Annotated in this window: 21 protein-coding genes; 10 read left to right on the top strand and 11 right to left on the bottom strand. The window is 52.2% G+C overall.

Going from position 1 to position 22,154, the window contains the following annotated elements:
- Positions 1 to 34 precede the first annotated feature (34 nt).
- Complete coding sequence (gene narK, locus ACLD4K_RS12135; protein WP_411011924.1) at positions 35 to 1,432, bottom strand: nitrate transporter NarK; 1,398 nt, start codon at positions 1,430 to 1,432, stop codon at positions 35 to 37.
- A gap of 338 nt (positions 1,433 to 1,770) precedes the next feature.
- Between narK and narX the strand changes: the two genes are divergently transcribed.
- Positions 1,771 to 3,567, top strand: a complete 1,797-nt coding sequence (gene narX, locus ACLD4K_RS12130) for a nitrate/nitrite two-component system sensor histidine kinase NarX (RefSeq protein ID WP_080108496.1) — start codon at positions 1,771 to 1,773, stop codon at positions 3,565 to 3,567.
- Positions 3,560 to 4,210 carry a two-component system response regulator NarL gene (gene narL / locus ACLD4K_RS12125; protein WP_001064598.1) on the top strand — a complete coding sequence of 217 codons (651 nt, stop codon included), beginning with the start codon at positions 3,560 to 3,562 and terminating at the stop codon, positions 4,208 to 4,210. The genes narX and narL overlap by 8 nt, the downstream gene beginning before the upstream one ends.
- Here the strand turns inward: narL and ACLD4K_RS12120 are convergent, their stop codons facing one another.
- Entirely contained in the window at positions 4,211 to 5,635 is a 1,425-nt protein-coding gene (locus ACLD4K_RS12120; RefSeq protein WP_080079130.1) for a YchO/YchP family invasin, read from the bottom strand.
- A 177-nt stretch (positions 5,636 to 5,812) separates the two neighbouring features.
- Between ACLD4K_RS12120 and ACLD4K_RS12115 the strand changes: the two genes are divergently transcribed.
- A complete protein-coding gene (locus tag ACLD4K_RS12115) occupies positions 5,813 to 6,166 on the top strand; it encodes a DsrE/DsrF/TusD sulfur relay family protein (protein WP_001179794.1) in 354 nt (117 codons plus the stop codon).
- A gap of 79 nt (positions 6,167 to 6,245) precedes the next feature.
- Here ACLD4K_RS12115 and chaB read toward each other — a convergent pair whose 3' ends face one another.
- On the bottom strand, positions 6,246 to 6,476 hold the full coding sequence (chaB, locus tag ACLD4K_RS12110; protein ID WP_023176685.1) for a putative cation transport regulator ChaB: 231 nt from the start codon (positions 6,474 to 6,476) through the stop codon (positions 6,246 to 6,248).
- Positions 6,477 to 6,742: 266 nt separating this feature from the next.
- Between chaB and chaA the strand changes: the two genes are divergently transcribed.
- Positions 6,743 to 7,843: a sodium-potassium/proton antiporter ChaA gene (gene chaA, locus ACLD4K_RS12105; RefSeq protein ID WP_000148418.1), complete on the top strand. Its 1,101-nt coding sequence runs from the start codon at positions 6,743 to 6,745 to the stop codon at positions 7,841 to 7,843.
- 53 nt (positions 7,844 to 7,896) lie between these two features.
- Here chaA and kdsA read toward each other — a convergent pair whose 3' ends face one another.
- Genes kdsA through hemA form a run of 6 tightly spaced genes read right to left on the bottom strand, consistent with a single transcriptional unit; the run spans position 7,897 to position 13,200 of the window.
- Entirely contained in the window at positions 7,897 to 8,751 is an 855-nt protein-coding gene (kdsA, locus tag ACLD4K_RS12100) for a 3-deoxy-8-phosphooctulonate synthase (protein ID WP_000811046.1), read from the bottom strand.
- 37 nt (positions 8,752 to 8,788) lie between these two features.
- Positions 8,789 to 9,598, bottom strand: coding sequence for an invasion regulator SirB1 (sirB1, locus tag ACLD4K_RS12095; protein ID WP_001257065.1), 810 nt, complete (start codon positions 9,596 to 9,598; stop codon positions 8,789 to 8,791).
- Between the two features lie 3 nt (positions 9,599 to 9,601).
- Positions 9,602 to 9,991 carry an invasion regulator SirB2 gene (gene sirB2 / locus ACLD4K_RS12090; RefSeq protein ID WP_000150667.1) on the bottom strand — a complete coding sequence of 130 codons (390 nt, stop codon included), beginning with the start codon at positions 9,989 to 9,991 and terminating at the stop codon, positions 9,602 to 9,604.
- The gene (prmC, locus tag ACLD4K_RS12085; RefSeq protein ID WP_000347310.1) at positions 9,988 to 10,821 is read right to left on the bottom strand and encodes a peptide chain release factor N(5)-glutamine methyltransferase; all 834 of its coding nucleotides are present in this window, start codon (positions 10,819 to 10,821) and stop codon (positions 9,988 to 9,990) included. Before prmC ends, sirB2 begins: the two co-directional genes overlap by 4 nt.
- Positions 10,821 to 11,903, bottom strand: a complete 1,083-nt coding sequence (prfA, locus tag ACLD4K_RS12080) for a peptide chain release factor 1 (protein WP_000804703.1) — start codon at positions 11,901 to 11,903, stop codon at positions 10,821 to 10,823. Before prfA ends, prmC begins: the two co-directional genes overlap by 1 nt.
- 40 nt (positions 11,904 to 11,943) lie before the next feature.
- On the bottom strand, positions 11,944 to 13,200 hold the full coding sequence (gene hemA / locus ACLD4K_RS12075; RefSeq protein WP_000173208.1) for a glutamyl-tRNA reductase: 1,257 nt from the start codon (positions 13,198 to 13,200) through the stop codon (positions 11,944 to 11,946).
- 313 nt (positions 13,201 to 13,513) lie between these two features.
- Here hemA and lolB point away from each other — a divergent pair, with 313 nt between their 5' ends.
- The 4 genes from lolB (at position 13,514) to dauA (ending at position 18,008) form a co-directional block, all read left to right on the top strand.
- Positions 13,514 to 14,137, top strand: a complete 624-nt coding sequence (gene lolB, locus ACLD4K_RS12070; RefSeq protein ID WP_000174484.1) for a lipoprotein insertase outer membrane protein LolB — start codon at positions 13,514 to 13,516, stop codon at positions 14,135 to 14,137.
- The gene (gene ispE, locus ACLD4K_RS12065) at positions 14,134 to 14,985 is read left to right on the top strand and encodes a 4-(cytidine 5'-diphospho)-2-C-methyl-D-erythritol kinase (protein ID WP_115285961.1); all 852 of its coding nucleotides are present in this window, start codon (positions 14,134 to 14,136) and stop codon (positions 14,983 to 14,985) included. Before lolB ends, ispE begins: the two co-directional genes overlap by 4 nt.
- Before the next feature lie 265 nt (positions 14,986 to 15,250).
- Entirely contained in the window at positions 15,251 to 16,198 is a 948-nt protein-coding gene (prs, locus tag ACLD4K_RS12060; RefSeq protein WP_001518537.1) for a ribose-phosphate diphosphokinase, read from the top strand.
- 124 nt (positions 16,199 to 16,322) lie between these two features.
- Positions 16,323 to 18,008 (top strand): C4-dicarboxylic acid transporter DauA, encoded by a 1,686-nt coding sequence (gene dauA, locus ACLD4K_RS12055; protein WP_001037181.1) that lies wholly within the window; start codon positions 16,323 to 16,325, stop codon positions 18,006 to 18,008.
- Between the two features lie 44 nt (positions 18,009 to 18,052).
- Here dauA and ychH read toward each other — a convergent pair whose 3' ends face one another.
- A complete protein-coding gene (gene ychH / locus ACLD4K_RS12050; RefSeq protein ID WP_000823879.1) occupies positions 18,053 to 18,331 on the bottom strand; it encodes a stress-induced protein YchH in 279 nt (92 codons plus the stop codon).
- A 275-nt stretch (positions 18,332 to 18,606) separates the two neighbouring features.
- Between ychH and pth the strand changes: the two genes are divergently transcribed.
- Positions 18,607 to 19,191, top strand: a complete 585-nt coding sequence (pth, locus tag ACLD4K_RS12045; protein WP_080186409.1) for an aminoacyl-tRNA hydrolase — start codon at positions 18,607 to 18,609, stop codon at positions 19,189 to 19,191.
- A gap of 116 nt (positions 19,192 to 19,307) precedes the next feature.
- Positions 19,308 to 20,399, top strand: coding sequence for a redox-regulated ATPase YchF (gene ychF / locus ACLD4K_RS12040; RefSeq protein ID WP_000505850.1), 1,092 nt, complete (start codon positions 19,308 to 19,310; stop codon positions 20,397 to 20,399).
- Between the two features lie 480 nt (positions 20,400 to 20,879).
- Here ychF and ACLD4K_RS12035 read toward each other — a convergent pair whose 3' ends face one another.
- Positions 20,880 to 22,145 carry a DUF4427 domain-containing protein gene (locus tag ACLD4K_RS12035; RefSeq protein WP_411011923.1) on the bottom strand — a complete coding sequence of 422 codons (1,266 nt, stop codon included), beginning with the start codon at positions 22,143 to 22,145 and terminating at the stop codon, positions 20,880 to 20,882.
- Between the last annotated feature and the right edge of the window lie 9 nt (positions 22,146 to 22,154).

Here is a 22,154-nt window from a genome sequence, read left to right as displayed (position 1 = left end):
CGCGGTCTAACGCCGCGCAAAGGATAATCAAAAGTTACTTTTTATTTTTAGAATGACGTCCATATACCGCCCAGGTAATAACGACGCAGGCGATATAGAAAATAAGAAAGACTTTCATCGCGCCGACTGGCGAACCGGTTAATGCTAAAGATGAACCAAACGCTTTCGGAATAAAAAAGCCGCCAATCGCGCCAATCGCGGAAATAAAGCCCAGCGCCGCCGCCGTATCGGTCGCCGCTTCACGCATGGCTCTTTCTTCCGACCCGCCTTCCGCTTTTACCCGGTCCATCGTCAGTTTACGGAAGATAACGGAGATCATCTGGAAGGTAGAACCACTCCCCAACCCCGCCGTCAGGAACAGCGCCAGAAATACCCCGTAGAACGCGATAAAGCTACCGCCAACGCCGCCAGTAGGTAATGTCAGGAACAGCAGACCGCTGAAAATCGCCATCAGGACAAAGTTGATAAGCGTGACGCGAGTCCCCCCCAGACGGTCAGAAATTGCGCCGCCTGCCGAACGCGCCAGCGCGCCGATAAACGGACCGAAAAACGCATAATGCAGGATCTGCACATCCGGGAATTGCGTTTTAGACAGCATAGCGAACCCCGCGGAGAAACCGATAAACGATCCGAAGGTCGCCAGATATAGCAGACTCATGATCCACAGATGACCACGTTTGAGCACCGGCAGTTGCTCTTTTAGCGAGGCCTTAGATGTCGCCAGTTCGTTCATGCCGAACCACGCCGCCAGCGTAAAAATGGCCAGGAAAGGCACCCAAATCCAGGCCGCGTTCGCCAGATAGAGCTGAGAACCGTCCGGCTGCTCTACACCGTTGCTGCCAAAGGCGGCAAAGATAGAGAGCGAAACCACCAGCGGCGCAACCAGCTGCATCACGCTCACGCCCATATTACCCAGACCGCCGTTCAGACCCAGCGCGCTACCCTGCTTTTGTTTAGGAAAGAAAAAGCTGATATTCGCCATACTGGAGGCAAAGTTCGCGCCGGCAAAACCACACAGCAAGGAAATAATAATGAAAGTGCTAAATGGCGTACTGGTATCCTGAACGGCAAAGCCTAACCATACGCAAGGCACGATGAGGATACCGGTACTGAACGCTGTCCAGCGACGTCCGCCAAATAGCGGCACCATAAAGGAGTAAGGCACCCGTAGCAGCGCGCCGGAAACAGATGGCAGCGCAGTCAACATAAAGAGCTGATCGGTCGTAAAATTAAATCCCACTTTCGGCAGGTTTACCGCCACTGCGCTAAATAGCATCCAGACGCAAAACGCCAGCAGTAAACACGGGACAGAAATCCACAAATTACGGCTGGCGACACGATGGCCGCGCTGCTGCCAGAACGCCGGATCTTCCGGACGCCATTCCGTGATAACAGCGCCAGTTGCCCTTTCCGGGGCGGATGAGTGACTCATAGACACCTCTGATTCTTGATTTGATGTCTGCCACATTAGGGTTTACTGCCGAAGGTAAGTTGATATAAATCAAAGGAAAAGTCGTCATCACCGGCGACTAAAAAGCGTTATTATCCTTAATGAGTAGGCTATTTTGGTAAAAAAGCTGTGGTTTTTCACCATGCTGTGTCTGTCTACTCCTTCCCGTCGCAGATACCTCTCTACGGCGGCAATTAAGGAGTAACTCGTTATAGGTATGGGTATACTCCGCTGTATCGTTGAGAATAGCGGCACAGCCGATTGACGCCCCTTTTTTGCTACGTTTTTTCGGCGACATTACCCCGAAGAAAGAAGGTAACATGTTTAAACGGTGTTTCTCTCCTCTTACGCTGGTTAACCAACTGGCGCTGATTGTCATGCTCTCTACCGCTATCGGCGTGGCGGGGATGGCGGTTTCCGGCTGGCTGGTTCAGGGCGTGCAGGGTAGCGCTCATGCGATTAATAAAGCGGGCTCATTGCGTATGCAAAGCTATCGACTACTGGCCGCTGTCCCGCTGGATGCTAAAGATCAAAAGCTGCTGGATGAGATGGAGCAAACGGCATTCAGCCCTGAACTGACCCGCGCCGCTGAGCGAGACGGGCAGCAGAAGCAGCTTAAAGCGTTGCAGGATTACTGGCATAACGAACTCTCGCCAGGGCTACAGCACGCGCAAAACGCGCACGCGGTCGCAGAAGATGTCACGCGCTTTGTGGCGGGCCTGGATCGCCTGGTGACGTCGTTCGACCATACTACTGAATTGCGTATCGAACGCGTGGTATTAGTTCACCGGGTAATGGCGATCTTTATGGCGCTATTGCTGGTATTTACGATTATCTGGCTACGTGTTCGCCTTTTGCAGCCCTGGAAACAGTTATTATCAATGGCGCGCGCCGTCAGTCAGCGCGACTTTACCCAACGTGCCAATATCAGTGGACGCAATGAGATGGCCGCGTTGGGTTCTGCGCTCAATAACATGTCTGAAGAGCTGGCCGAAAGTTATGCGGTACTGGAACAGCGCGTACAGGAAAAAACAGCCGGTCTGGAACATAAAAACCAGATTCTCTCGTTTTTGTGGCAAGCCAACCGCCGACTGCATTCACAGGCTCCGCTATGTGAGCGTCTTTCACCGGTACTGAATGGCCTGCAAAATTTAACCCAGTTGCATGATATTGAGCTGCGAGTCTATGACCTGGAAGATGAAGATAATCACCAGGAATTTACTTGTCAGTCGGACATCAGTTGCGATGATAAAGGCTGCCACCTTTGCCCACGTAGCGCCCTGCCGATGATTAACGGCGGCACCACTTTAAAATGGCGGCTCACCGATGCTCACACCCAATACGGTATTTTGCTGGCGACGCTGCCCTATGGACGCCATCTCAGCCACGATCAGCAACAGTTGGTGGACACGCTGGTTGAACAGCTTACCGCGACTCTGGCGCTCGACAGGCATCAGGAGCGCCAGCAGCAGTTGATTGTCATGGAAGAGCGTGCCACCATTGCCCGCGAACTGCATGATTCTATTGCCCAGTCGCTCTCTTGTATGAAGATGCAGGTGAGCTGCCTGCAAATGCAGGGCGACGTGTTACCGGAAAGCAGCCGTGAGTTACTCAGCCAAATTCGCAATGAGCTGAACTGCTCCTGGGCGCAACTGCGCGAACTGTTAACCACTTTCCGGTTACAGTTGACGGAACCCGGGCTACGTCCGGCGTTGGAGGCAAGCTGCCAGGAGTTCAGCGCCCGGTTTGGCTTTACGGTAAAACTGGATTATCAGCTTCCCCCCCGCCTGGTGCCTTCACACCAGGCGATACACCTGTTGCAAATTGCCAGGGAAGCCCTCAGCAACGCCCTTAAACACTCTCATGCCGACGATGTGGTGGTGACAGTGACGCAATGTGGCAAACAGGTCAAACTAAAAGTGCAGGATAATGGCTGCGGCGTCCCGGAAAACGCCGAACGCAGTAATCACTACGGCATGATCATCATGCGCGATCGAGCGCAAAGTTTGCGCGGCGATTGCCAGGTACGCCGACGCGAGACTGGCGGAACAGAGGTCACTGTTACTTTTATTCCAGAAACAAACTTCACAGAAACCCAGGGAGATACCCATGAATAATCAGGAACCGGCAACCATCCTGTTAATTGACGACCATCCGATGCTACGCACGGGTGTAAAGCAGCTTGTGAGTATGGCGCCCGATATCAGCGTGGTCGGAGAAGCCAGCAACGGTGAGCAGGGTATTGACCTGGCGGAATCGCTCGATCCCGATCTGATCCTCCTTGATTTGAATATGCCGGGAATGAATGGTCTCGAAACGCTGGATAAATTACGCGAAAAAGCGCTGTCAGGACGTATTGTCGTTTTCAGCGTATCCAACCATGAAGAAGATGTCGTCACGGCGCTAAAGCGCGGCGCGGACGGTTATCTGTTAAAAGACATGGAGCCTGAGGACTTGCTCAAAGCGTTACAACAGGCCGCCGCCGGCGAAATGGTATTAAGTGAAGCGTTAACGCCGGTACTGGCGGCCAGCCTGCGGGCCAACCGCGCCACCACCGATCGCGATGTAACGCAACTCACCCCGCGTGAGCGCGATATTCTGAAGCTCATCGCGCAGGGATTGCCAAATAAGATGATTGCCCGACGTCTGGATATCACCGAAAGTACGGTCAAAGTGCACGTGAAACATATGCTCAAGAAAATGAAGCTGAAATCGCGCGTGGAGGCCGCCGTCTGGGTGCATCAGGAACGCATCTTTTAATTATTGCTCCTGGAACGGTTGCCAATGCGGATTATCGTCCGGCATCGTGATAAACGGTTCAGTCAGCGCGAGCGTGATCTCATTGGAAGAGACACGCTGACCTTTTTCATCCTCAACCACCACCGATAAACGCCAGCGATTTGCCGCGCCTTCGCGGTGATCCCAGGCCGGCATAATGATTGTCCAGCCCTCGGTACTGCGGGTGTCCGTTCCTGCCGTCAAACTTAATGCCTGTGTATCGCCCTGCCAGCTCAAATGACGAATACCGTGCACGCTGCGCACCTGCAATTTTAACGCAACCGTCTCACCAGGCGTAAGATCCCAGGGCGGCGTCGCCAGAAAAACCGTTAACGTTTTACGCTGCCGATACTCCATTGTCGGCAGCGAGTTACGTTGCGGCGTATCATAGCGGCTACCGCGTAATGACTGGCTTTGCGCCACTTCACTGGCGGCAAGCTGCTTTTTGAGCGGCACGCCGAAGCGGTAGTTAAGCGTCAGCCCCAGGTTATTTTGACTGACCCCGCTCTCGCCCTGTTTATGCTGGGCGGTCACGGTAAGCAAAGGTACTGGCGTATAGTTGAGACCCAGTTTTAACGCGACAGGATTGTGATACCCCGTTCCGGAGTCAAACAGATCCACGCTATCGCCAAAGTACTGCTCCAGACTAACGCTGGTATTGATATGCTGGTAAAACGGCAGCCGCATTTGCGCGTTGATATCATACCCGCGCGCCATTCGCTGTTCTAAGGTCGCCGTATGCGTCTGCCAGTCGGCAAAAGGCTGATAATAGTTGGCGGATAAACGCAAATATTCTCCCCACGCCTCCGCGCCAAAGCCGGCGCGCTGCAGATTTTCATCCAGCAGATTATCGTAAAAGGTATTATAGCCAAGAAGCCAGCCATCCTGCGCCCAGCGCTGTCCTATGCCAACGTTGCTTACCAGACCGTCAGTCTGTTGCGTAAGACCAAGCTGGCTCCAGGTCAGATAGCGCTGTTTATCCTGTAAAGGGATAAACCAGCTTCCGCGACTGCCGTTAAAATGACCTTCGTTATCGACGTTAATATCCACGCTGGCGCTGCCCCAGGCTGATAGCCAGCTTTCAAGCTGCTGGTTAACCTGCTCGCTGACCACATCGCGTACCTGTCCGAAAGCGAATTGCCGCGCCTGTTCACCGGTATCCAGATCGTTATTTTTCATGCTGGCTTCGCCAAACGCTTTGGCCATCTCGGCAAAATGCTTTTCCCCTTCGTGGGATTCCGGCATCATGCCTAAATCCGGCAGACGGTTTTGCGTGAAAGGGTCTTGCGCCTGCGCACGGATCGTACCGCTGGCAGCCAGCAAGAGAAGCGAGAGTGAGAATGAACGAAAAACAATACGGCTCAACGTGTCGGCAACTTCTACAACAAAAGATAAGAGGAATGGCATCAGAGTAAACCATAACGTGTCCGGACAGGTTTTGCAGCCTTTTCTCGTGCTTCCAGGAATATCCTTATTTTTTTCCGCAGAGCGTCCCGGGATTTTATCCACGCATTTGGCGGCACCCGGTTCCCGAGGTAACATAACGCCATTGCCGACAAAATTTCTCGAGGAGAAGGGTTATTCATGCAAAATATCGTCATTATCGCTAACGGCGCCGCCTACGGCAGCGAATCATTATTTAATAGCCTGCGTCTGGCCATTGCGCTGCGCGAGCAGGAAAGCCATCTCGATTTACGCCTGTTTTTGATGTCAGATGCCGTAACCGCAGGGTTACGCGGTCAAAAACCAGCCGAAGGCTACAATATTCAGCAAATGCTGGAAATTCTGACCGCGCAAAACGTACCGGTAAAATTATGCAAAACCTGTGCGGACGGACGTGGTATCACTCCCCTGCCGCTGATTGACGGTGTGGAAATCGGAACGCTGGTCGAGCTGGCGCAATGGACGCTGGCGGCGGACAAAGTGCTGACATTTTGAATCTGTACGCGGGAAAAGCTCCCGCGTCAGGATAGACTTCCGGCAAGAAAATCAGGCTAACACGTGAGTAATACCGCGTTTATTTTTTCTTATGCCATTTATCATCCTCGCCTTTTTCATAATCGTTTTTAACCGCCGCCCAGGCGACTTTGTGTGCGGTTTCCTCGCGACTGGCGTCATCACGACGATCGGCTTTATCTTTATATTGCTCCCAGGCGCTATTAAACGCTTCTTTGTAAATTTCCTGGGCATGGGCTGGAAGAACATTCCGCACATTATCGGGTAAATCACTTTTGGCTTTATACGGCATCAGCGCCTCCGTCTTCAGGGAAAACATTAAGTGTGGTAAACAATGCGTTATTACGCCAGTCGAGGAGGATTTTTGCTTTTTACGGAAATTAACTTTTTGTTATTTAAACACTGTTAAAACAAGATGCTTGTTTTACTGACCTTGAAAGAAAAAAATCGTCTACGCCGTAAAACTACGTAAAAAACCACTAAAAAAATACAAATTTCTGCTATTTTTACCTTCTTTACTCTTTCCAAAATATTAACACCTGCACAAGGGAGACCCTCATGACACATGCCTGTGAGGCGGTGAAAACCCGCCATAAGGAGACTTCGCTTATTTTCCCGGTTCTTGCGCTGGTAGTGCTGTTCCTTTGGGGAAGCAGCCAGTCACTACCAGTGGTTATTGGCATCAATATCCTTGCACTTATTGGTATTTTAAGCAGCGCATTTAGCGTGGTCCGTCATGCCGATGTATTAGCGCACCGACTCGGCGAACCCTACGGATCGCTTATTTTAAGCCTGTCCGTCGTTATTCTTGAGGTGAGTTTAATTTCAGCGCTGATGGCTACCGGCGATGCTGCGCCAACGCTTATGCGCGATACGCTCTACTCTATTATTATGATTGTCACCGGGGGACTGGTCGGTTTCTCGTTGTTGTTGGGCGGGCGTAAATTCGCAACGCAATATATGAATTTATTTGGGATTAAGCAGTATCTTATCGCGCTGTTTCCGCTGGCGATTATTGTGCTGGTTTTTCCAATGGCATTGCCGCAAGCCAATTTCTCTACCGGTCAGGCATTATTGGTCGCGTTAATTTCCGCCGCGATGTACGGCGTATTTTTATTGATTCAAACCAAAACGCATCAGAGCTTATTTATCTATGAACATGAAGATGAAGGCGATGATGACAATCCACACCACGGTAAACCCTCCGCGCACAGTAGCGGCTGGCATACGGTCTGGTTACTCATTCATTTAATTGCGGTCATTGCCGTTACCAAAATGAATGCCAGCCCGCTGGAGGCGTTGCTGACCAGCATGAACGCGCCGGTCGCCTTTACCGGTTTCCTGGTCGCGCTGTTAATTCTCTCGCCGGAAGGACTGGGTGCGCTGAAGGCGGTACTGAATAATCAGGTTCAGCGGGCAATGAATCTGTTCTTCGGATCGGTGTTGGCGACGATTTCATTAACCGTGCCGGTCGTCACGCTCATCGCCTGGGCGACAGGTAATGATCTGGTGTTTGGTTTAGGCGCGCCGGAAATGGTAGTGATGGTGGCCTCGTTAGTGCTGTGCCATATTTCGTTCTCTACCGGACGCACCAACGTGCTAAACGGCGCGGCGCATCTGGCTTTATTTGCCGCCTATCTGATGACGATTTTTGCCTGATATAAAAAAGCCGGATAGTATCTTATCCGGCCTACACAAGCTAAAAACCGCAATCAGTTCTCGGTATCCAGCTCGTCGAAGCTTTTCACCAAATCATCAATCGCTTTTATCTGGGTCAGGAACTGCTCCAGTTTCGCCAGCGGCAGCGCGGAAGGACCGTCGCACTTCGCGTTAGCCGGGTCCGGATGCGACTCCAGGAACAGGCCCGCCAGACCGACAGCCATACCGGCGCGCGCCAGCTCGGTCACCTGACCACGACGACCACCCGAGGCGGCGCCAAATGGGTCGCGGCATTGCAACGCATGGGTAACGTCGAAAATCACCGGCGAGTTGCCAGAGACCTTTTTCATCACGCTAAAGCCCAGCATATCCACCACCAGGTTGTCATAGCCGAAGTTCGCGCCGCGATCGCACAGAATCACCTTATCGTTACCGCCCTCATGGAACTTATCCACGATATTGCCCATCTGACCCGGGCTTACGAACTGCGGCTTTTTCACGTTAATCACAGCGCCGGTTTTCGCCATCGCTTCCACCAGGTCGGTCTGGCGCGCCAGAAACGCCGGAAGCTGAATCACGTCAACCACATCAGCAACAGGCTGCGCCTGGCTGGCTTCATGGACGTCAGTGATCACTTTTACGCCAAATGTCTGTTTGAGCTCCTGGAAGATTTTCATCCCTTCTTCCAGACCCGGCCCGCGGTAAGAGTGAATAGAGGAACGGTTGGCTTTATCAAAAGAGGCCTTGAACACGTAAGGAATACCCAGCTTCTGGGTAACGGTTACGTAGTGCTCACAAATGCGCATTGCCAGATCGCGTGACTCCAGCACGTTCATACCGCCAAACAGCACAAACGGCAGGTCATTTGCCACCTTAATGTCGCCAATGTTAACCACTTTTTGTTTCATAGGATCGCCTTACACTTATAGGTAAAATGTCGGTTAATTAATGTAGAACAATTTGCTTGTGCGCAATGGTGTTGATCTGCGCACGAATCATTTCGCTGATCGGGTCTTCCGGACACTGTTCAACGAAGTAGCTTAAATCAGTCAGCGCAACGTGTTCACACTCAAGCTGCGCGTAGATCAACCCGCGGTCACGGATTTCGTAAGGATCTTCCGGGTTAAATTGCAACAATGCTTCGCTAACGCGCAGCGCCAGCTCCATTTGCCGTTCCTCCATCAGCGAGGATTTCAGCGTATCCAGTAGCTTACGAATCACTTCGGCGTTATCCGCCTCGTCCAAATCTTCGTTAAACAACTCGGCGACCGGACTAATATTGCCTTTTAACCAGACTTCCAGAGTATGTTCATCAAGCGTTTCACCGTTGAACGGGTTAATCAGCCACATTTCCCCTTCCAGCGATTCAATACGCAAAATCAACTGCGTTGGGAAGATAACGGGCACCAACGGCAAATCAAGACGGTTTGCTATCCATAATAAAATAGCGCCCAACGATACCGCGCTCCCCTGGCGTTTTTTCAGGACTTTATCGAGCCATAAAGCATCAGAAAGACGGTAGACGCCGCGGGAATCCGTGAACCCCCACTCGCCGTAAAAAAGTGCCAGCAATTTTTCCAGTTGCTCATCCTGAGACAGGAGCTGGCTAATTTCTTCCTGCGCCAGACTGACCAGACGTTCCAGTTCGTCGTAGACAAACTGCGTGGGAAAATCCAGGCGAATCATCTCTGATGCCAGGATCATGCCATCACACAGCGGCGCATTGTTAAATTCGAAATCAGCTAACGACCTCATGACTTACCCCAGTAACGGTATTTTTGTGGTGGCGAGTTTAATGATGATGTACAGCACCACCAGCGCCAGCGGGAAAGCGATAAAACGCGCCTGCTGGCTGCGCGCCTGACGATAATCAAGCGCAATAAAACCCAAAACGATGTAGATGATAACGCCAAACAGTTTTTCAGTCAGCCATGAGCCCGACTCCGTGAATGGCAGGATGTGCGTTTTAACGATTAACCCAATACCGCTAAGCAGTAACAGGGTATCTATGACGGGAGGCACGATTCGTGTCCAGCGCGCGGCGGCCAACGCATGGCCGCAATAGCGCCACCAGTAACGAGCGACAAACAAACTGACGGAGAGCGCAACACAGATAAGATGGAGCGTGAGCAACATTGCAATTGTCATGGCGTAAAACGTCCGCAGGTCACGCGTTCATTACCGCCATAATCACGACACGTTTCTACATCCGAGTAACCAGACCGCCTGAAAACCGCTCTTACCGCTTCGCCCTGCTGCCAGCCGTGTTCCAGCAGCAGGAAGCCGCCGGGCGTTAACATCTGGCGGGCGTTATCGATAATATGCGTAAGATCCGCCATACCGTTTTCGTCCGCCACCAACGCCGAGCGCGGTTCAAAGCGTACATCGCCTTCGCTAAGGTGCGGGTCCTGCGCGTCAATGTAGGGCGGATTGCTGACAATCATGTCGAACTGCTGCCCCGATAGCGCGCTGAACCAACAACTTTGCAGTATACGCACATTCCGGATAGCCAAATGTTCCGCGTTGCGTATCGCCAGCGCAACCGCATCAGGCATACGATCGACCGCAGTCACCTCGCAATCCGGTCGCTCGCAGGCCAGCGCCAGCGCAATCGCGCCGGTTCCGGTGCCTAAATCCAGAATACGACAGGTTTTGACCGGCAATCGCGCCAACGCCTGTTCCACCAGACATTCGGTATCCGGGCGCGGGATTAGCGTGGCGGGAGAAACGAAGAGCGGCAGCGACCAAAATTCGCGTAAGCCCGTCAGGTACGCAATAGGTTCGCCCTGTTTACGCCGCTGCAGCAGATCCGCGAGCTGTTGTTGCTGGACGTCGGTAAGCGGCGTTTCGCCAAAGGCCATGATATACGTCCGCCCCTTGCCCGTAACGTACTCTAGCAGGATCTCGGCGTCGCGCCGGGGGCTGTCGCTGTCCCGGAGCTGGTTTACCGCCTCATGCAGCCAGTGCTGAAAATCCATTATTCCTGCTCGGATAAGGCGGCTAACAGGTCAGCCTGGTGTTCCTGAACAATCGGCTCAATCAGCATATCCAGCTTACCTTCCATCGTTTCATCAAGGCGATATAACGTCAGATTAATACGATGATCGGTCACGCGCCCCTGCGGGAAATTATAGGTCCGGTTACGATCGCTGCGATCGCCGCTGCCAAGCAGGTTGCGGCGCGTTGACGCCTCGGCCTGCTGGCGTTTTGCCGTTTCGGCGGCGTGAATGCGCGCCCCGAGCACCGAGAGCGCTTTCGCTTTGTTTTTATGCTGCGAACGTTCGTCCTGGCATTCCACCACGATGCCGGTCGGCAAGTGGGTAATACGGATAGCGGAGTCGGTGGTGTTAACGTGCTGACCGCCCGCGCCGGAAGAACGAAACGTATCAATGCGCAGATCCGCCGGGTTAATATCCGGCAGCTCGGCTTCCGGCAGCTCCGGCATCACGGCGACGGTACAGGCGGAGGTATGGATACGCCCCTGCGACTCGGTCGCCGGAACACGCTGTACGCGGTGTCCGCCGGACTCAAATTTCAGCCGGCCATACACGCCATCGCCGCTGATTTTGGCGATGATCTCTTTATAACCGCCATGCTCGCCTTCGCTCATGCTCATGATCTCCACGCGCCAGCGGCGCGCTTCGGCATAACGGCTGTACATGCGGAACAGATCGCCGGCAAACAGCGCGGCTTCGTCGCCGCCGGTGCCGGCGCGAACCTCAAGGAACGCGTTTCGTTCATCGTCCGGATCTTTCGGCAGCAGCAGTACCTGTAACTGTTGCTCCAGTTGTTCGCTTTTTTCTTTCGCTTCGCGCAGTTCTTCCTGCGCCATTTCTCGCATTTCAGGATCGTCGAGCATCATCTGAGCCGTCTCGATATCGTCCTGAACCTGTTGCCAGTCCGTAAAACAGCGAGAAACGTCGCTTAATTGCGCATATTCGCGCGACAATGCGCGAAAGCGGTCCTGGTCGGCGATAATTCCCGCATCGCCCAGCAACGCCTGAACTTCCTCATGGCGTTCGTGCAGGGCTTCCAGTTTGGCAACGATAGAAGGCTTCATAGGCGTAAATTCACCCTGTAAAAAAGTGTGGTGTGTGCTGCTACTCCAGCCCGAGGCTGTCGCGCAGAATATTCAGGCGTTCGTCATCCCCGTCACGGGCAGCCTGTTGAAGTGATTTCGTTGGCGCATGAATCAGGCGGTTGGTCAGTTTCCATGCCAGATCCTGCAAGATGGCTTGCGCATCGCCGCCCTGTTGAAGGGCCGACAGCGCTTTGGTAGTCAGTTCGTCACGAATCTGCTCCGACTGACTACGGTATTCCCGAATGGTCTCGCTGGCCCCCTGGGCGCGTAGCCAGGCCATAAACTCGCTGGCTTCCTGCTCAACAATCGTTTCCGCTTCCACCGCCGCAGCCTGACGCTGCGCCAGATTATGCGAAATGATGCTCTGTAAATCATCGACGCTATAAAGATAAGCGTTCGCCAGTTTGCCGACTTCCGGCTCAACGTCGCGCGGTACGGCGATATCCACCAGCAGCATCGGCTGGTTGCGACGGCTTTTTAATGCGCGCTCCACCATGCCTTTACCGATAATCGGCAGCGGGCTGGCGGTCGAACTGATGATAATATCGGCATCCTGCAAACGGGCGTCGATATCGCTGAGCGAGATAACCTCAGCGCCAACCTCATCCGCCAGGGCTTGCGCGCGCTCGCGGGTTCGGTTGGCGATAATCATCTTTTGTACTTTATGCTCGCGCAGGTGACGCGCCACCAGTTCAATAGTTTCACCCGCGCCAACTAACAGTACAGTGACCGTCGAGAGCGATTCAAAGATTTGGCGGGCGAGCGTACAGGCGGCAAACGCGACGGAGACGGCGCTGGCGCCGATATCGGTTTCAGTCCGCACTCGCTTGGCGACGGAAAACGACTTCTGAAACATTCGCTCCAGCGCGCTGGCGTTAAGGTGGCCTTTCTGCGAATCCGCAAACGCTTTTTTCACCTGACCGAGGATTTGCGGTTCGCCCAGCACCAGTGAATCCAGACCGCTGGCGACGCGCATCAGGTGGCTGACGGCGTCATTGTCCTGATGCCAGTACAGACTGTTGCGCAGATCGTCCTCGTTCAGGTTATGGTAATCGCATAACCAGCGGATCAGCGCTTCCTGCAGGTTATCCTGCTCTTCCACGCTCAGATACAGCTCTGTACGGTTACAGGTTGACAGCACGACCCCGCCCTGCACCATTGGCTGCGCAAGCAGGCTGTCCAGCGCCTGATCAAGCGTGTCCGGCGAAAACGTTACGCGTTCTCGCAGCGATACAGGTGCCGTTTTATGGTTAATACCGAGCGCTAAAAGGGTCATGTCTGCGGGAGTAGTACCAGCGTTGATATGGTTAGTCTGCTTGCATCATACAGGATGCGCGTGGTCAATAAAAGAGAGAGCCCCCTTTTGGAGTAATTGGCAGCGCTCGCTAATTTGATGATTTAAGACAACTTGAAAGTAGACGATGTCACCAGGCGGCGCTAGCATTAAAGGCTATAACTGTAACCGATAGCAAAAATTTGCCGAATCGCGGCGCGAACGTTTTTACAGCCTGCAGGTTCAGTTTTCAGGCCTGATAAGCGTAACGCCATCAGGCAATTATTGCACCGTATCACAAGGATTCGTCATCACTATGACCCTGCCCGATTTTCGCCTGATTCGTCTACTGCCGTTAGCAAGCCTGGTTCTCACCGCCTGTACGCTTCCTGGGCATAAAGGCCCGGGCAAGAGCCCGGATTCCCCTCAGTGGCGCCAGCATCAGCAAGAGGTGCGTCATCTGAATCAATACCAGACGCGCGGCGCCTTTGCTTACATCTCAGATGATCAGAAAGTCTATGCGCGCTTCTTCTGGCAACAGACCGGACAGGATCGCTACCGCCTGCTGCTTACCAACCCGCTGGGCAGCACCGAGCTGGAGCTTAACGCCCAGCCGGGCAACGTCCAGTTGGTGGATAACAAAGGCCAGCGTTATACCGCCGATGACGCCGAAGAGATGATCGGCAAACTCACCGGGATGCCGATTCCGTTAAACAGCCTGCGGCAGTGGATCCTCGGTCTGCCTGGCGATGCCACCGACTACAAACTGGACGACCAGTACCGCCTGAGCGAAGTGAACTACCGCCAGGATGGTAAAAACTGGAAAGTGGTTTACGGTGGCTATGACAGCAAAACGCAGCCTGCCATGCCTGCCAATATGGAGCTTTCAGACGGCAGTCAGCGCATTAAGCTGAAAATGGATAACTGGATTGTGAAATGATGACCCATTGGCCTTCTCCGGCAAAATTAAATCTGTTTTTATATATCACCGGACAGCGTGCAGACGGCTACCACACGCTGCAGACGCTGTTTCAGTTTCTGGATTATGGCGACACACTCCACATCAAACCGCGTCACGATGGCGAAATCCATTTATTAACGCCGGTAACCGGCGTTGAAAATGAAGACAATCTGATCGTCCGCGCCGCGCGGCTGTTGATGAAAGCCGCCTCGGAGAGTGGACGCCTGCCCGCCGGAAGCGGCGCGGATATCAGCATTGAGAAGCGCCTTCCCATGGGCGGCGGTCTGGGCGGCGGCTCATCTAACGCCGCGACCGTTCTGGTGGCGCTCAATCATCTTTGGCAATGCGGGCTTTCCATTGATGAACTGGCGACGCTCGGCCTGACGCTCGGCGCCGACGTCCCGGTCTTTGTTCGTGGCCACGCCGCGTTTGCCGAAGGCGTAGGCGAAATATTAACGCCAGTGAACCCGCCGGAAAAATGGTATCTGGTCGCGCACCCTGGCGTAAGCATTCCGACACCGGTTATCTTTAAAGATCCTCAATTGCCGCGCAATACGCCAAAAAGGTCAATAGATACGTTACTAAAATGTGAATTCAGCAATGATTGCGAGGTTATCGCAAGAAAACGTTTTCGCGAGGTTGATGCGGCGCTTTCCTGGCTGTTAGAATACGCGCCGTCGCGCCTGACTGGGACAGGGGCCTGTGTCTTTGCTGAATTCGATACAGAGTCTTGTGCTCGCCAGGTGCTTGAGCAAGCCCCGGAATGGCTCAATGCTTTTGTGGCGAAGGGTGTCAACCTCTCCCCATTGCATCGAGAGTTACTCTAACGCATTCGGGTTTCAGGAAGATGGCGAAATGACGAGTCGCCGGTCATATATGCCGTATTTGACCGGTGTGAGGCATCGATGCCAGCGCACATGAAACGTGAATGAAGACGAGTAAGCCGGGCAAGCTGAGCTTCGGTGACAACGTCACCTTGTTCCAGACGTTGCATCGCGCTCTTTAATACACCGCCTGGATAGGATTTTGCCTGGCCCGCACAGTTTTCGGCAGATTCTTTCCACCAATGGACGCATGCCTGAGGTTCTTCTCGTGCCTGATATGAAGCTTTTTGCTGGTAACGCCACCCCGGAACTAGCACAACGTATTGCCAACCGCCTGTACACTTCTCTCGGCGACGCCGCCGTAGGTCGCTTTAGCGACGGCGAAGTCAGCGTACAAATCAACGAAAATGTACGCGGTGGTGATATTTTCATCATCCAGTCCACTTGTGCCCCAACCAACGACAACCTGATGGAATTGGTCGTTATGGTTGATGCCCTGCGTCGTGCTTCCGCAGGTCGTATCACCGCCGTTATCCCCTACTTTGGCTATGCACGTCAGGACCGTCGCGTACGTTCCGCCCGTGTGCCGATTACCGCAAAAGTTGTCGCTGACTTCCTGTCCAGCGTCGGCGTTGACCGCGTTCTCACCGTAGATCTGCATGCTGAACAGATCCAGGGCTTCTTTGACGTTCCGGTTGATAACGTGTTCGGTAGCCCAATCCTGCTCGAAGATATGCTGCAACTGAATCTGGATAACCCGATCGTGGTTTCCCCGGATATTGGCGGCGTGGTTCGTGCCCGCGCTATCGCTAAGCTGCTGAACGATACCGATATGGCTATCATTGATAAACGTCGTCCGCGCGCGAACGTTTCTCAGGTGATGCACATCATCGGCGACGTCGCTGGCCGTGACTGCGTGCTGGTTGATGATATGATCGATACCGGCGGTACTCTGTGCAAAGCAGCAGAAGCATTGAAAGAACGTGGCGCTAAACGCGTGTTTGCCTACGCGACGCACCCGATCTTCTCAGGCAATGCGGCAAACAACCTGCGCAACTCCGTCATTGATGAAGTCGTTGTCTGCGACACCATTCCGCTGACCGACGAAATCAAAGCGCTGCCGAACGTGCGTACTTTGACCCTGTCAGGTATGCTGGCCGAAGCGATTCGCCGTATCAGCAACGAAGAATCGATTTCCGCCATGTTCGAGCATTGATCGAACCCGGATCTGAAACCCGCTGCGGCGGGTTTTTTTGTCTGTAACACCCTTTTGTATGACTTATGCCTCCTTCACCTGCCATTTAGTTGACAGATGATGCGCTCATGGATGAAACATTATTGTGAACAAATTATTTTCCTCACATGTGATGCCTTTCCGCGCTCTCATCGATGCTTGCTGGAAAGAAAAATATACCGCCTCCCGGTTCACCCGTGATGTGATAGCCGGGATCACCGTCGGGATTATTGCTATCCCGCTGGCGATGGCGCTGGCAATTGGCAGTGGCGTTGCGCCGCAGTATGGCCTCTATACCTCCGCTGTCGCCGGGATCGTGATCGCGCTAACCGGCGGCTCGCGCTTTAGCGTTTCCGGCCCTACCGCCGCGTTTGTGGTGATTTTGTATCCGGTATCGCAACAGTTTGGTCTGGCGGGCCTACTGGTCGCCACGCTGATGTCGGGCTTCTTCCTGATCCTTTTCGGCCTGGCGAGACTGGGGCGATTGATTGAATATATCCCGGTGTCGGTCACGTTGGGTTTTACCTCAGGGATTGGTATTACCATCGGTACCATGCAGATTAAAGATTTTCTTGGTCTGCAGATGGCCCATGTGCCAGAGCACTATTTGCAGAAAGTCGGCGCGCTGTTTATGGCGTTGCCCACCGTCAATATTGGCGATGCCGCCATTGGCGTGGTAACGCTGGGAACGTTGATTTTCTGGCCGCGTCTCGGTATTCGTCTGCCAGGACATCTTCCCGCGCTGCTGGCTGGTTGCGCCGTGATGGGGATCGTTAATCTGCTGGGCGGCAATGTGGCGACTATCGGCTCACAGTTCCATTATGTTCTGGCTGACGGCACTCAGGGCAACGGCATCCCGCAGCTCCTGCCGCAACTGATGCTGCCGTGGAGTCTTCCTGGCTCCGATTTCACGCTAAGCTGGGATTCACTGCGCGCGCTGCTGCCAGCGGCCTTCTCGATGGCAATGCTGGGGGCAATCGAATCATTGCTCTGCGCCGTCGTGCTGGACGGCATGACCGGCACCAAACATAAAGCTAACAGCGAACTTATCGGCCAGGGACTGGGGAATATGGTCGCGCCGTTCTTTGGCGGCATCACCGCCACCGCCGCGATTGCCCGCTCTGCCGCCAACGTCCGCGCTGGCGCGACCTCTCCCATCTCGGCGGTAATTCACGCTATCCTGGTCATTCTGGCGCTACTGGTCTTGGCCCCGCTACTCTCCTGGCTGCCGCTTTCCGCGATGGCGGCGCTACTGCTGATGGTGGCATGGAATATGAGTGAAGCCCATAAAGTGGTGGATCTGTTACGCCATGCGCCGAAAGACGACATCATCGTTATGCTGCTGTGCATGTCATTAACGGTTCTGTTTGATATGGTCATCGCCATCAGCGTGGGGATTGTCCTTGCTTCCCTGCTGTTTATGCGCCGTATTGCGCGAATGACTCGACTTGCGCCGGTCAATGTCGATGTGCCTGATGATGTGCTGGTGCTGCGTGTTATCGGTCCACTCTTTTTCGCCGCGGCGGAAGGGCTGTTTACCGACCTTGAATCACGTATTAAGGGCAAACGTATCGTCGTTCTGAAATGGGACGCAGTACCAGTGCTGGATGCAGGCGGGCTTGATGCTTTTCAGCGTTTTGTGAAGCGTCTGCCGGAGGGTTGCGAATTGCGTATCAGTAATCTGGAGTTCCAACCGCTGCGCACAATGGCGCGTGCCGGTATCAAACCTATTCCTGGGCGTCTGACCTTCTTCCCGAACAGGACGGAGGCGTTAGCGGATTTACTCAGTTAATGGACAATGCCCGGTGGCGATAACGCTTACCGGGCCTGAACCGGTTAGCTATGACGACGATTGTCGCTACGGCGGCAACGTTTGTCATAGTGACGTACCCACCAATATTTGTCGCTCACCTGCTCATGCCCCCCTACACGAGCCCCCGCCAGCCAAAGAACTGCACCGACAAAAATGCTCAGTATTGCGCCATGCGCAAAAAATTGCGGCAAATTAAACTGCGGCAGTTGGTTTAAAATAGAGTAACCCACGCCGACAACCATCACGACCAGCCCCAACCCCATCAGCACGTTACCGAATAACGAAGCGTTTTTGCGTTTCATATGTCACCTCCGGAACTTTTGGGTTGTTTTTAGGAAATCCCCCTAAACTTTATGTGTAAAGTATAGACAACACTTCCATTTGTAAGTGCGGCTGTGATCACAAATGTAAAGTTTCATTTAACAAAACTTTACAAATAACACACTGAACAGTTTACATTTTTAATAATCAATGCTGGCAATTATTTAATTTACTCCAGAGTGTCGCTGTGTTTTGTCAAGCGGGCAGACAGACAGTAAACTACGCGCCAGTTATGGATCTACTCAGGACAAAAAACGTGGCAATTAAATTGATTGTTGGTCTGGCGAATCCCGGTGCGGAATATGCCGCGACGCGACACAATGCAGGCGCATGGTACGTCGATTTACTGGCGGAGCGCCTGCGCGCGCCGTTGCGTGAAGAGCCTAAATTCTTTGGCTATACCTCACGCATCATGCTGGAAGGGGAAGATGTTCGCCTGCTGGTACCCACCACGTTCATGAACCTCAGTGGTAAAGCAGTTGGCGCAATGGCCAGTTTTTACCGTATTCAGCCGGAAGAAATTCTGGTCGCTCACGACGAGCTGGATCTCCCTCCGGGCGTCGCGAAATTTAAACTTGGCGGCGGCCACGGCGGCCACAATGGTCTGAAAGACATCATCAGCAAGCTGGGTAATAATCCCAACTTTCACCGCTTACGTGTTGGAATTGGTCATCCAGGCGATAAAAATAAAGTTGTTGGTTTCGTGCTGGGTAAACCCCCTGTTTCTGAACAAAAATTAATTGATGAGGCCATTGACGAAGCGGCACGCTGTACGGAATTGTGGTTCAAAGAGGGTCTGGCCAAAGCAACAAGCCGTTTGCATACCTTTAAGGCGCAATAACCAGTGATGTGCGGCATTTTTGCCGCACGCCGTGTATAATAGGCGAAGTTATTTCCATTTCTGCAATCTGTTTTCTATAACAGGTTGATTATTAAGATATTAAGGTGAGTTAAATCATGGGATTCAAATGCGGTATCGTCGGTCTGCCCAACGTCGGGAAATCCACCCTGTTCAACGCGCTGACAAAAGCCGGTATTGAAGCGGCAAACTTTCCGTTCTGCACTATCGAACCGAATACCGGTGTCGTGCCGATGCCCGATCCGCGTCTGGACCAGTTGGCTGAGATTGTTAAACCGCAACGCATTCTACCAACCACGATGGAGTTCGTGGATATCGCCGGTCTGGTAAAAGGCGCATCCAAAGGCGAAGGGTTGGGTAACCAGTTCCTGACCAATATCCGTGAAACCGAAGCTATCGGTCACGTGGTTCGCTGCTTTGAGAACGACAATATCATCCACGTGGCGGGTAAAGTAAATCCGGCAGAAGATATTGATGTTATCAATACCGAACTGGCGCTGGCTGACCTCGATACCTGCGAGCGCGCTATCCATCGCGTACAGAAGAAAGCCAAAGGCGGCGATAAAGACGCCAAAGCGGAACTGGCCGCACTGGAAAAATGCCTGCCGCACCTGGCCGAAGCGGGGATGCTGCGTTCGCTGGACCTGACGGACGAAGATAAAGCGGCTATCCGTTATTTAAGCTTCCTGACGCTGAAGCCGACAATGTATATCGCTAACGTCAATGAAGACGGTTTTGAAAATAACCCGTATCTGGACCAGGTTCGCGAAATCGCCGCGAAAGAAGGTTCGGTCGTGGTTCCGGTGTGTGCCGCCGTCGAAGCTGATATTGCTGAGCTGGACGATGACGAGCGCGACGAATTTATGGCTGAACTGGGTCTGGAAGAACCGGGGCTGAACCGCGTTATTCGCGCGGGTTATCGCCTGCTGAACCTCCAGACCTACTTTACCGCCGGGGTGAAAGAAGTTCGCGCATGGACCATTCCGGTTGGCGCAACCGCGCCGCAGGCAGCAGGTAAAATCCATACCGACTTCGAAAAAGGCTTTATCCGCGCCCAAACTATCGCCTTTGACGACTTTATTACCTATAAAGGTGAACAAGGCGCGAAAGAAGCCGGTAAGATGCGAGCGGAAGGCAAAGATTACATCGTTAAAGATGGCGATATAATGAACTTCCTGTTCAACGTCTAAATAACATTTGTTGTCTTATGAGGTTTTACTGAATCTCATAACAGCGGTAAAACCCTATAAAATCCACGCCATTGCGTGGATTTTATCTTTTATAGTATCTCAGATGAGAGCGTAGAAACGCGGCTAACAATGAGCCTTTTAGAAGAGCTGGAAATTCATCTTTCGATAAAAGGTTAGATAGCGCTGAAAGTAATGCAACTCACGACAGTTGTGTAAGTTACTTAGAGCCTATCCCAGTAGGCGTAATTGCTGAAGCCAGTTTGGGGCCGGCCAGCGCGCAGAAACCGGAGCGTACACGTAGTACGTGAGGATTTTGAGCACTGCCCGGTCCCAAAATGGCGAATAAAATAGCCTAATGGGACAGGCTCTTATACGATGAGCTAAATAATCATTTTATAATAGCCTCTAATGTCTTTCATTCATCTGTAAAATCAATGCGTTAAATTAACGCAGAGCTAACAGGGTAAGTTCTTTTCTTAATTACCAGTCGACATTCACTGTATGATTATAAAAAGGATGCTGGTCCTTTAGCGGCGTCTCATAACTTGGGAGCGCATCATAATGATCTTTTCCCTGAACGGAATACCTTCCCGCTTCGATGTCAAAACGATGTTTGAGCCATCCCGCAACATGACTTGCGAAAGCTTCTTTTCTTCTTAATGGCCAATCAACAGAAGCCAAATTAACATCTAATAAGTACCGCCCTTCTTTATTAACCTCGATCATTCCAGCCTGCAGTAACGCCCGTACCACCTGGGATTGGTTATCATGAATCCAGACCCAGGCATTTCCAAATTCCATTGCATAATTATCATTTAAAAAATCTTTTTTTGAATATAATTCATTTACATAATCATTGATAGAATCAGCATAATTTTTTACTTTAGATGCAGATAAATCAAAAAAAGATTCAAATTCAAATGTATTATCATTAATACAGGACAGTAACGCACCCGGTTCCGAGAGCTGGGTCCATGATTGTAAACTCTCTACAGCTATAATGAATTTGAAAGTATTTCTTCCAATGATACCCCGGTCAATTAAAGTTAAAATATCGTGAGCTACGGTAGGGATATCTTCTGCAAACGGGACGATTATTCCCGCACCATTTATTTCGCTTGATTTAAAATCAAACCCTGGAGTGCTTTCAATGTTTTCCGGAATACCATACTCTTTAATATGATTAAGGAAACCTTTAATATCACCACGATATGGCCATCGCCATTCGCGCTCATGCGTCCAGTCAACCTTACCCGGAACATAAGTAACATATCTATATTGCTCAATCAAAGGAAGAACAGTTTCATCAAGAATACGTTCCCCGTTTCTGCCTTGCGAGTATCGAGCATTGTTATGCTGATCCAACCCATATATGACTGGCCTTGCCCCATAATTAAACATTTGCTCTTTAGGTAAAACGATTGCATATAAACCGATTTTTTCATTTCGTTCTAATCGGCGAACACCAGTCTCTAAATAAGCTGCAATCGGCATATCTGTAAAGCATACCACCGGGGAGTCACCATATACGGTTCGTTGCCCATTTCGGTATGACCAGGACGAGAAAATTTTATGACTGCGTAAAGATAATCGAAGTAAATATTTAGCATCAATGAAACAGGCGTGGTGCTGATTATTAAAACCACAGTGTTCAGGCAAATAAATATGGCTACCGGTCTCTAAATCAACGTCCCGAAAAAAATGAATCAAATAATCGGACAAGTCAAATCTGATGTTATTTTTCATGGGACGCCC

This window comes from Salmonella sp. 741265055_HSA (genome assembly GCF_046569525.1).
Lineage (GTDB): Bacteria > Pseudomonadota > Gammaproteobacteria > Enterobacterales > Enterobacteriaceae > Salmonella > Salmonella enterica.
The sequence above is the reverse complement of the archived record's forward strand: the minus strand, read 5'-3'. Positions and strand labels throughout refer to the sequence as shown.